A 10,085-nucleotide genomic window follows, 5' to 3' on the forward strand; every position below is an offset into this window, starting at 1 on the left:
CGTGGATCGGGATAGCCGTCCCGCGTGTACTTGAGCTCGACGCTCCCAATATTGAGCGGATGGTCGACCCTACTGAATCTGTCGAACATCCGTTCATGCTGCTGGCAGATCGGCTTGCCCATCCGAGTCGAATGGCGTCGGTAGCAGCAACCGTCGATGTGGCACATAACAACAGGCAGCTTCTCCGGCGGCGGATATGGGACAGGCATCAGGACTCCTCGCGTTCATACAGGTCACACGTTATACCGGATCGCTACCTGGGTGCTTTCCATGAACTGCTATGCGCGCGACCATCAATCAGAAGCGGAGCATCTTGAGTTACCACCGAGTCCAATGCCATCGCTCGATGACATCCGGATCGTCGGGGTCATGGCCGGCGGCCATCCACACTGCACGGTCCTCGGCGTCCATGTTGATTGGACGCACGGGGCGGGTCCCTGGTTCCCGCATTCCCTCAAGTCCGCGCCATCGGGTCGTGAATGAGCCCCTACCAGGAATCAACACAGTGGGTCTCGCCGCGCCGGAGACTGCGCCACTGAAACACAACACCAAGCCGAGTTATTGCCCCAGGTAACGAAACCGCTGCCTAAGCCGGTATCCCGAGAGTGAAAGCACTGCGTGTACTGCCTGCCCTCGTCTTTGCGCTCGCACTGTCCGGCTGCGGCAGCAGTGACACCGAAGTGCCCACGGTCGCCACCACGACATCGCCACCGGCGGTGTCGACAACGACGATTACAGCGACGACCGAGTCCGCCACTGCCGAACCGACAGCTGAGGCCCACCCCACCTACGTCGAAACCTATGTCGAACCGGTTGTCGCGGAACCGGTCGCGGCCGCCGAACCCTACATTGTCGACTGTCAGATGGGATTGGGTCCGGTCATCACGTACTGGTCCGACGGCACGGTGACGGGCTATTCGGAGTACTGCCAGTCGGTGCACGACCAGGTCCTTGCCGACGAGGTTGCTGCCAACACCCCTGTATGCGACGGCACCGCCTGCCGCTACCCGTCCGGTGCGACCATGCAGGACCCGGCTGCGCCGAAGACTCCCTCACCGTGGGTTCAGGGCCAACTGGACTGGCAGGAATGCAAGGAGGCCGGCAACACCGACGAGTACTGCCGCCTGACGCTCAACTGAGCGGAGCCGCGCGGGTGGTCCGGGCTTGGTTGGGTGTCGTGTGAGGCGCTTGACCGTTTCGCAGTGCACCTCGGGGACACGATTCGGCTTCAGCGGAAGAGATTCGACGTGGGAGGGCCCGAATGGAAGATGATGAACCGCCACCATCGATCGTCGTCCGGCAGCCGCGAGGCCCTCCGAGACGATCGGCACCATGTCCATGTCGGTCGAGAAACACAGAAGAGTAAGGGACCTGGTCGATGTCGTTTCAGACTCCGCGGAGCATCGAAGAGATGCTCACCGCCATCCACAAGCACGAGTACCTCATGCCGGCGATTCAGCGTGAGTTCGTGTGGGGCGCCGACCAGATCATCCGGCTCGTCGACAGTTTGATGCGGGGCTACCCGGTGGGCTCGTTCCTGCTGTGGGACGTCAAACCCGAGACCGCCCAGACCTACACGTTCTACGAGTTTCTGACGCACTTCCACGAGCGCGACCACCCGTACGCCGACAGGGCGACCGTCCCGGCGGGCACAGGCACAACCGCCGTCCTCGACGGTCAGCAGCGCCTGACATCGCTGAACATTGCGCTGTACGGCAGCTTTGCGGAGAAGAAGAAGTACGCATGATGGAACAGCCCGGACGCGTTCCCCGTCAAGCGGCTCTACCTCAACCTTTCCGACGATGAAGAACTCGGCCTCCGCTACGACCTGCGCTTCCTCACCGACAAGGAAGCCCGCGCCGAACAGGACGCCGAGGACAAGTGGTTCAGGGTCGGCGCGGTACTCGACCTCGCCAACTCCGGCCCGGCAATCATGAACGCACTGGCCGAGCGGCGCATCGTCGACCACAACGGCGCCTTTCAACGGCTCTACGACCTCTATGAAGCCGTTCGCGTGCTCAAACCGATGAACTACTTCCTGGTCACCGACCAGGACCCCGATAAGGTTCTCGAGATCTTCGTGCGCGTCAACAGCGGCGGCACCACCTTGTCCTACTCCGATCTGCTGCTGTCGATGGCCACCAACCAGTGGAAGGAACTCGACGCCCGCGAAGAAGTGCGCTCGCTCGTCCGCGAGCTCAACACCAACGCCGGCCGCCAATTCTCCTTTTCCAAGGACGTGGTACTCAAACGGCCCTGACCATTGCCGGCGCCGACGTCCGATTCAAGGTTTCGAACTTCACCCAGGCGAACATGGCGAAGGTCGAAGCGGCGTGGCCGGAAGTCGAAGCCGCGCTACTTCGTGCCGCCACACTGCTTCAGCAGTTCGGCTACAACGAACGCAACCTCACCGCGCACAGCGTCATCGTCCCGATCGCGCACTACCTCCACCTGCGAGGCGCCGCAGACTCCTACCTCGACTCCACAGCCGATGCGGCGGACCGCAGGGCACTGCACGGCTGGGTTACCCGCTCGTTGATCAAACGGGGAATCTGGGGCTCGGGACTCGACACCACCTTGATGCGCATCCGCGAGGTACTCACCACCAACGCGACAACCAGTTTCCCGGTCGAGGAGGTCGAGGCAGCGATGGCCGCGGTCGGCAAGGGCCTGTCGTTCACCAGTGCCGAGATCGACGAACTGCTCAACCTCAAATACGCCGGCCAACGGACCTTCTCCGTGCTGTCCGTCCTGTACCCCGGGCTCGACTTGAGCAAAAAGTTCCACGAGGACCACATCTTCCCGAAGTCTCGTTTCACCAGAAAGCGACTCGCAGCAGCCGGCATCCCGAGCGAGAAGATCGACACCTACCTGGACAGTTTCAACCTCCTACCGAACCTTCAACTCCTCGCCGGAACCGTCAACATCGAGAAACAGGACACGCTGCCAGCCGACTGGATCACCGCCGCGTTCCCGACCGACGAGAAGCGTACGAGTTTCCTGACCGACAACGATCTCGACGGGCTTCCGCTCGGGATCGCCGACTTCCTTCAGTTCTACGAAGGCCGCAAGGATCGACTCCGCGAGCGTCTGCTCAAAGCCCTGGGATAGCACGCTGCCCCGCACAAGCGTGACCGGCCCGGGCCGGACTCGCCGGCCACCAGGGAAGACGATCATCCGGGGAGACGGCATCACGACGCGCGCAGCACATTGCATGTGGCATGCATTTACCTGCATCGATGACACGTCCCTGCGCGCTGCGACTGCGGATCGGGCCGTCGCTGGCACCGAGGTCCAACCATGAGCCGAGGCACGTCGACTGGCCGGGTGCTCCATATCGCTCGACCTGCGAGGTCGGCGGTATGGGCTTCCCGGAGCCTCCACGGTTTCTCCTGAACCCCCGTGGCGCGGCACGTGAGACAACCAGCGCCGCGGCCCGGCCCACGAGCCCGCAGGTCCCGAAACGCCAGGGATTTGCGCCTCACGTAGCGTTCTCCCGAACGGCCCTCCAGGCCACTACATCCCACGGACGGAGGTACACGTGCACGATTCGGGCGACGGCGAGGACGCGACCGGTTCGATGTCCACCTCGGCGATGGGCGAACCCGGCGAGCCATATCTCACGTACAGGGCGCTGTACGAGCGCCGCCGCTCGGTGTACGTATCACCGCCGTATCCCTTGTTCCTCGAGGGAACGATCGCGCTCAGGAGTAAGACCAGCACATCGGGCGATGTGGCTCTGCGGCGGCCGATCGAGGATCTCGATTCCTTCCCTCTCGGAGAACTCTTCCACGTGGAGTTGGTTCCGGTGCCGGGCGATGAGGACTACTCGGCGAACGAGGTAGCGCTGGAGATCGACGGTCGTCTGGTCGGATTCTTGCGGAGCGGGCCCGGAGCTCGAATGTTCGACGCCGTCGTCACGGCGAACCGATACGGATACCGCGTGTTGTGTGAAGGCAAAGTCTTCGGCCCTCCCTCCGACCTGTATTGCGCGTCCGGCTCGCAACGGAGGCTCGATCTGCGCGCCACCTGGGGCGAAGATCTGCAAGCGTGGCTCATGCTGCCGCCGGTGAGCAGGGGGCGCAGATACTTCGAAGTTTTCTGGTACCCCACCAATCCCTTAACTCGCGAAGAGCACAAAGGACACCAAAAGATCCTCAAATATCTTCTGGCAGAAAAGAGATCGCGCGTCCTTGAGTGCGAGCTCACGCCCCGACCGTCCGAAACCGGCATCGTCGACGTACACATCGGCGGCAGTCACGTCGGAACGGTGTCCCGCGTTCGGTGGACCGCATCGCTGGTTTCGCAGGTCCAATCCGGGGAACGAAAAGGACTGGCCAAACTGCACCAGTGGCCGACGGAGATCGGCCTGAAAGTGATGATTCCCGAACCGTACGACGAGACAGTCCATGAGGACTGCGAGTTCGTGTGGGCTCCCGATCGCACCAACAAGCGGGAATACACCTGACCCACGAGACTCCAGGCAACTCGCCACTTCCCCGACCCGCCTGCTCCGCACCACCGGCCAATCCACTCCAGCAGACGCTCACCCCCGCGATGCACCCATACGCCGCGTGCAGCATGCCGCTGCTACAGCCCAACTACCTGCGTCGATGACATGCTCGCCGGTATCGACGGTGGCGGCACGTCGAGTGCGCACGATACCGGCGGATCACTGTGGAGCCAGAGCGCGCAGCCAGCAGACCCGCGCCAACTCCCGGACCGGGGTGACCGGAAGTGGCGAACCAGACCGCACGCACGGCCCAGAGCATGGCGATCGCCACTCCGGTGCCGTTATGCGGCCGGAGCGGCGGCGCATCGTCGGTGGGCATCACCACGGTTCCGGCGGGGTTCGGGACGCAGTAGTGGCATCGAGATCACTTGTCGGAGCGCTGGTCTCCGTCACCGGGGGAACGGCACGCATGGTCGAGGACCAGCGCAACCGGCCGACGCGCACCCCTTCGTACTTGCGGCCCTGCCCGCGGGTGATCTCCCGCACCCGGTCCGGTTCGGTGAAGTACACAAGCTGCCAGTCACCGGCGACGAGTTCGGCGATGACCGGCGCCGGCCCTCGACCGGTGCCGCCGTCGCGGCGCGCGGCATCGGCGAGGGCGTGCACGTCGACCGAGGGGCGGCCGGGTTCGATCCGGGCACCGAGAAATGCTCCCGGCTGGTCCACACTCCGTACATTCCCGCTCCTCGATTCACCGGCTCGGCCGCAGACGAACCACCCGCACCCCGCGCTGCCCGTGCGCAGTGTGTCCCAGGTGGTCCTGCCGAGCCGATGGCGGGTCGATATCCCGTCCGCGCCGTCACTTACAGGACGACAGCCGTCACTTACAGGACGACAGGATCCCTTGGTGCTCATCCGCCACGTGGATACCGTCGTCGTTCGCTACCGTGCCGAGCATGGGCACGACCCTGCACGCACCCCATCCCTGGCCGCACATCACCGCGGCTCTGCGCGGTCCCGGCCCCCGCCGCGTCGCCGTCGCCTACCTCGACACCACCGCACCGGAGTTGCTGCCGCTGCGTGCCGGGGACCTGCTGATCGTCAACGCCGCCCGGCCCGCCGTGCGCGCGCACGCCACCTCCCCCACCGCCCTCGCACGATTCCTCGATACCGGGGTGCGGGTGCTGTCCACACCGAACCTGCACACCGGCCTGATCGTCACCGGCGACCGGGTGATCGTCGGTCCCGCCAGCGCCTCGCACAGCTCCACCCTCGCCGACGAAACCGCGATCGTCACCGACGACCCCCACGCCATCGCCGCGGCCCATGCCTTCATCGACGGCCTCGACGACACGGTCGAGGTCGACGAGGTGTTCCTCGACAGCGCCACCACCATCTGGCAGGTCGGCCGCGTCGTACCCCTGCCCGGGATCGGCAGCCGCACCCGCACAGGCCACGACTTCCTCCCCACCCCGGTGCGCCGCATGTTCCTCCGGCACACCAGCGACTACACCCCCACCGACGAAGACGAGAACCACTGGACTGCACCCGCACCGGGGACGGGCGGGCCGAATCCCCGCTACCGCACCCGGTGGATCCGCGAAAACACCCCAGGTCTCGATCGCCGCACCCGCCTTGAGCCCGGCGACGTCGTGATCCGGATCAGTGACGACGACGCCTGGCTGGATCCGCCCGCCGTCGTCGACACCGGCCCACACCGCATCCCCCACACCCGCCACGCCGTCGCCTACCGGCTACGCACCCGCATCGACCTCGACCCCATCGCGGTGGCCGACGCCGCGCGCATCCTCGCCGAGCACGGTCACCCCAACCCTCGCCTGCACCACGACCACCGCATCGTCTCCCCGAGCCTGCGGGCTGCGTTGCTGCGCCTGTGGAAGCTGTGATCAGCTGCGGTCATCATCGGGGTAGTGGACATGTCGATGGCGGCGTGCCCATAGCTTCCATAGGGGATATATGGAGGGTGCTGATCGAACCGGACCTGTAGCCCGATACCGGCTACATCAGGTCCGGGTCGTCCTCGTTCCCCAGGTCAGAGCTCTCTCGGCTCCACAGGTTCGGGGCCTTGCGCCCCCAGGTGATGTCGACGCCCCGTTCGTCCGGCCCCCGGCGCTTGCCTGTACGCAGTGGGATCCCGGCCAGCGCGGCTTCCAATGCCATGTCCGGCAGCGGTGTCGCCGCGAGCACTTCGGTGAGCAGCTGGTCTTCGATCACGCTTCGCCGCATGGTTACCTCTCTTCGCCGAGGACTGTGTCCCCGGTGGGGGACGACATCGGCGGTGCATCGGCGACGGGGACGGTGATGCGCCGCGCGGGGTTTCGCCGGAAGTCCGGTCCGTTCGGGTCGGTCATGCCGTCGACCCAGCCTTCGCGCCAGTTCCGTAGGTAGACCTCGGAATCGGTCATCGTGGACGGGATCGTCGGATCCTTCGGTTCCTGTTGCGGGTTTCGTGCGAACTGTGTCCCGGCCCGGCGGCCGGCACGGTAGCCGCGGTCCTCATCGCCTGGCATCGACCGCTCCCCTCGTGTGTGCGGCGCTGCGCTGCCTGTGCTCGTGCCCGAGATCGTAGAAGAAGGCACCGACAGTCCCTGGGAGGGAGCCGACTTCGCGTACGAGCGAGCCCGGTCCGGTCCCTACCACCGGCGTCAGATCAGGCCAGGCCGGCGCGGACTTCGACGGTCGCGCGGAACCACGTCGCCAGATACTGCTCGGCCATCAGCTCGGGATGTCCGGTCAGGTAGTCGACGAACCATCCGGACAGGCCGTCCCACTGGATGTGATCTCCCGATGGATACAGAGACCAGCCCAGTTCCTCGAGGGTCCAGTGTGCCTTGGCCGAGTTGCGCAGCATCGATGTCGAAACCCAGTTCGACTCGACGTCTTCGCCTCCCCGTGCCACCAGTACTTGGTGGTCGATGGTGGGGCACAGTTCCCAGAACGCGCTGTGGGTCCGAGACATCTGCCAGTTCGTATGAAACGGAAAGTCCTCCGGAAGCAGGATCGCCAGGGTGCGTAGCGCACCCGGGTGCACCAGTCTGGTGCCGCTGTAGCGGTCGAGGAACCCGTCCCGGTAGAACACCCGCAGGCACTGCCGCTCGGTGTAGTTGCGGGAGTTCTTCACCGGTGGCGCGAACGGATACTCCGCGCGCAGGATCTCCCCGCCCGCCTCGAGACCGTCGCCGATCGCATCGGCCACCCGCGCCAGCACCTCGGCCTTCTCGAGCGGGTGATCAGAGCCTTCGGCCGCGGCGGTGGACGGCACGTGGTCCACATCCATCTGCATGTGGCAGAGCGTACGGGGACAACCCCGCCGCGGCTGTGCCGCCAGCCCAGCATCCAAACCCTGTGAACTGCGCCGATGACATATCTCGCCTGCTCCGCGGTCGACAACAGTCGGACCCTTCTCTGCGGCGGCGTGACGAGGTCGACCTGCCTGGCTGGCACTGAAATGATCGCGATGTTCGAGACAGCATCCTTTTGGACAGGGTGAAAGACACGTACCGCCGCATTGTCCTCCCGACTGTTCCGCCGGCGGTGCCGCGCGCCGGGCGGGTACTCAGTCGCGGAGCATCTGGAGTTGCCATCGAATCCAGTGCCATTGTTCGATGACCTCCGGATCGTCGGGGTCATGGCCGGCGGCCTTCCACACTGCGCGGTCTTCGGCGTCCATACCTGTTTGGACGCACCGGGGGCGTTGCTGGTTCCCTTACTCCCTCGGCTCGGGCCATCGGTCGTGCATGAGCGCATCTACCAGCAATCAACGCAGTTGGTCTCGTCGCGCAGGTGACTACGCCCGCCGCTGAAAACGCATTGTGACATGCAGTGATGACACGTCCCTGCCTGGTTTGGTAGCCCCACCGTGGTGCTGTGCGAATCCGGCTCAGCGCAGAGTTCCGATCCAGTAGTGGGGCGTGCGGACCAGTTGTGTGGGCACACCGATCGGCGTCGCATCCTCGTCGAAGTAGGCGCGGTAGGCGACCAGGCCGCGCTCCGAGCGTCCGGTGTCCGGGCCGATGCTGCCGAGCAGGTAGATGCGTTGGTCGTCGTCGAACTCGGCGAAGACCGCCCGGACCCACGCCTCCGGTTCCGCCAGATCCACGTGTCGGCGGGCGCCTGAGGTGTCGCAGCTTGTGACGGTCACCGTCACGACGGTCCCGGCCTGACCGCGAACCGTCGGGCGGTGATCGTGACCGTGAAGGTGACGTTTTCGGTCGCGAGCGCTTCGTCCACCACAGTGCTTGTGAAGTCGTCGACGGCGCCGGTGGTGAACGAGGGCAGCCGGTGCGCTTCGTGGATGCGGGCCATAGGCAGGAACAGCCCTGCTACCCGCGAATATGACACGTCCCCTCAGCGACACGGCGGATACCATGGGTACCTGTCCGCATCGCCGCGGCGAAGATCGAACATCTTCAATGTCATGACATCATTCTGAGTTCATCGCCAACTGGTGCACTATGCACCGCGGGCAGGACGCCGTCGCGGATGATCGTCAGCAGTTCGTGGTCGTCCTTGATGACATGTTCGCGCAATTTCCAGGATCTCGGCGGCCTCAGGGTGTACGAGCGCTGCGAGGATAGGCTGACTCTCGGCGTCGATGTCGCTGCTCTTTCACAACCGGCGCACTCCACCCGGTCCGAGTGATTCGGTCGGCCGGATCACTCCGGTGCTCCTGCCAGCGCAGTCGTTGACGTTCGCACTCGCTCCTCAAACGGGGTGAACGACAGTGGGGACGAACGAATTCGTACCTAGATGGTGCCGCCGACTGCACCGCCTTTGACCACCGTGGTCCGGGAGCTCCCCAACCGCGCCGCAATCCAGGCCTTCGGGACACCCTCGGCTGCGAGCCTTCTGATCAACGCCCAGTCTTCCAAAGTGACACTTTCCAAGCCTCTTGAGTGTTCACTTTTCAAACGGCGGAACTGTCCAGTTTTCGAGCGTCGCCGACAACAACCGACTACGCGATGGATGCCTGAACGGGAAGTGCTGGACATCGTTGCCCGGGTCAAGTCCCGTGGGGTGGTCATCCAAAACTTCAAGGACGATCGCAATCATCGACATCGTCACTTGGCACTGGGGTACCGGACACCCGTTGAGTACGCTGCCGGACGCACCAAGCAAGTACCCCAAACGAGTCTGATTCATACCGACTACTGGTGATCATCCGCTGAAATCCTTGCCCCCACCCCCGTGGCATACGACACTAAGTCCCCAGCTGACGTGCCAGTTATCACAATTGGTGACAAGCGAGACACCGGTCACTATCAACTTAGGCACGCGTCGGTGACGCAATCCGCACTGGTAGTACCCAAACCCACGAAGCAGCACGAATGGAGACCAAGTTGTCGAACGGACTGAAATTCTTCTCGCAGGAATGGTGCGACGCTGCCCGCGAGATCGCAAACTCCAACGACGAGATGTACCAGGCGTTTCATGATGCATCGACCTTCACGAACCTGATGCAGTTCGGGAGCATCTCGCAGCCAGCGCTAACCACGCATCTCGAATGGAAGGAAGGTCGGGTCGTTTCCTGGACCCCCGCGCAATACAACGAATCCGACCTCTGGGCGGTATTGAATGCCGAGGTAACTACCTGGCGCGACTGCACCGAAGG

Annotated in this window: 14 protein-coding genes; 7 read left to right on the plus strand and 7 right to left on the minus strand. The window is 64.3% G+C overall.

What is annotated here, in order from left to right; genetic code table 11:
- On the minus strand, window positions 1-209 hold a 209-nt coding region (locus RZ1_RS31020), incomplete at its 3' end, for a hypothetical protein (protein WP_218020500.1).
- 396 nt (window positions 210-605) lie between these two features.
- On the opposite strand from RZ1_RS31020, the gene RZ1_RS28580 reads away from it, so the two are divergent.
- The 5 genes from RZ1_RS28580 to RZ1_RS28590 all read left to right on the plus strand — a co-directional run bounded on the left by RZ1_RS28580 (window position 606) and on the right by RZ1_RS28590 (window position 4,468).
- On the plus strand, window positions 606-1,139 hold the full coding sequence (locus RZ1_RS28580) for a hypothetical protein (protein ID WP_072816231.1): 534 nt from the start codon (window positions 606-608) through the stop codon (window positions 1,137-1,139).
- Window positions 1,140-1,378: 239 nt separating this feature from the next.
- On the plus strand, window positions 1,379-1,747 hold the full coding sequence (locus tag RZ1_RS31025; RefSeq protein WP_218020501.1) for a DUF262 domain-containing protein: 369 nt from the start codon (window positions 1,379-1,381) through the stop codon (window positions 1,745-1,747).
- Between the two features lie 186 nt (window positions 1,748-1,933).
- The gene (locus tag RZ1_RS31030; protein WP_218020502.1) at window positions 1,934-2,260 is read left to right on the plus strand and encodes a DUF262 domain-containing protein; all 327 of its coding nucleotides are present in this window, start codon (window positions 1,934-1,936) and stop codon (window positions 2,258-2,260) included.
- 53 nt (window positions 2,261-2,313) lie between these two features.
- Window positions 2,314-3,111 (plus strand): hypothetical protein, encoded by a 798-nt coding sequence (locus RZ1_RS31035; RefSeq protein WP_218020503.1) that lies wholly within the window; start codon window positions 2,314-2,316, stop codon window positions 3,109-3,111.
- Between the two features lie 430 nt (window positions 3,112-3,541).
- Window positions 3,542-4,468 (plus strand): hypothetical protein, encoded by a 927-nt coding sequence (locus RZ1_RS28590; protein WP_072816232.1) that lies wholly within the window; start codon window positions 3,542-3,544, stop codon window positions 4,466-4,468.
- A gap of 363 nt (window positions 4,469-4,831) precedes the next feature.
- Here RZ1_RS28590 and RZ1_RS28595 read toward each other — a convergent pair whose 3' ends face one another.
- Window positions 4,832-5,179, minus strand: coding sequence for a hypothetical protein (locus RZ1_RS28595; RefSeq protein ID WP_238072188.1), 348 nt, complete (start codon window positions 5,177-5,179; stop codon window positions 4,832-4,834).
- Window positions 5,180-5,409: 230 nt separating this feature from the next.
- On the opposite strand from RZ1_RS28595, the gene RZ1_RS28600 reads away from it, so the two are divergent.
- The gene (locus tag RZ1_RS28600; protein ID WP_072816234.1) at window positions 5,410-6,360 is read left to right on the plus strand and encodes a hypothetical protein; all 951 of its coding nucleotides are present in this window, start codon (window positions 5,410-5,412) and stop codon (window positions 6,358-6,360) included.
- Window positions 6,361-6,472: 112 nt separating this feature from the next.
- On the opposite strand, the gene RZ1_RS28605 is transcribed toward RZ1_RS28600, so the two are convergent.
- From RZ1_RS28605 to RZ1_RS30780, 5 genes are all read right to left on the minus strand, one after another.
- Entirely contained in the window at window positions 6,473-6,688 is a 216-nt protein-coding gene (locus RZ1_RS28605; protein WP_169918172.1) for a hypothetical protein, read from the minus strand.
- A 14-nt stretch (window positions 6,689-6,702) separates the two neighbouring features.
- Window positions 6,703-6,984 (minus strand): hypothetical protein, encoded by a 282-nt coding sequence (locus RZ1_RS28610; RefSeq protein WP_072816237.1) that lies wholly within the window; start codon window positions 6,982-6,984, stop codon window positions 6,703-6,705.
- Between the two features lie 140 nt (window positions 6,985-7,124).
- Entirely contained in the window at window positions 7,125-7,757 is a 633-nt protein-coding gene (locus tag RZ1_RS28615) for an HNH endonuclease (protein WP_307718294.1), read from the minus strand.
- Between the two features lie 597 nt (window positions 7,758-8,354).
- On the minus strand, window positions 8,355-8,615 hold the full coding sequence (locus RZ1_RS28620) for a hypothetical protein (RefSeq protein ID WP_139282054.1): 261 nt from the start codon (window positions 8,613-8,615) through the stop codon (window positions 8,355-8,357).
- Window positions 8,616-8,617: 2 nt separating this feature from the next.
- A complete protein-coding gene (locus RZ1_RS30780) occupies window positions 8,618-8,779 on the minus strand; it encodes a hypothetical protein (protein WP_169918174.1) in 162 nt (53 codons plus the stop codon).
- A 1,022-nt stretch (window positions 8,780-9,801) separates the two neighbouring features.
- On the opposite strand from RZ1_RS30780, the gene RZ1_RS28630 reads away from it, so the two are divergent.
- On the plus strand, window positions 9,802-10,085 hold a 284-nt coding region (locus RZ1_RS28630), incomplete at its 3' end, for a hypothetical protein (protein ID WP_139282055.1).

This window comes from Rhodococcus zopfii NBRC 100606 = JCM 9919, from assembly GCF_001895025.1.
Lineage (GTDB): Bacteria > Actinomycetota > Actinomycetes > Mycobacteriales > Mycobacteriaceae > Rhodococcus > Rhodococcus zopfii.

Bases quoted from the DNA above. Each gene is read 5' to 3' on its own strand.
- RZ1_RS31025 (WP_218020501.1), top strand. From the start codon at position 1,379: ATGTCGTTTCAGACTCCGCGGAGCATCGAAGAGATGCTCACCGCCATC.
- RZ1_RS31030 (WP_218020502.1), top strand. From the start codon at position 1,934: ATGAACGCACTGGCCGAGCGGCGCATCGTCGACCACAACGGCGCCTTT.
- RZ1_RS31035 (WP_218020503.1), top strand. From the start codon at position 2,314: ATGGCGAAGGTCGAAGCGGCGTGGCCGGAAGTCGAAGCCGCGCTACTT.
- RZ1_RS28600 (WP_072816234.1), top strand. From the start codon at position 5,410: ATGGGCACGACCCTGCACGCACCCCATCCCTGGCCGCACATCACCGCG.
- RZ1_RS28610 (WP_072816237.1), bottom strand. From the start codon at position 6,984: ATGCCAGGCGATGAGGACCGCGGCTACCGTGCCGGCCGCCGGGCCGGG.
- RZ1_RS28615 (WP_307718294.1), bottom strand. From the start codon at position 7,757: ATGCAGATGGATGTGGACCACGTGCCGTCCACCGCCGCGGCCGAAGGC.
- RZ1_RS30780 (WP_169918174.1), bottom strand. From the start codon at position 8,779: ATGGCCCGCATCCACGAAGCGCACCGGCTGCCCTCGTTCACCACCGGC.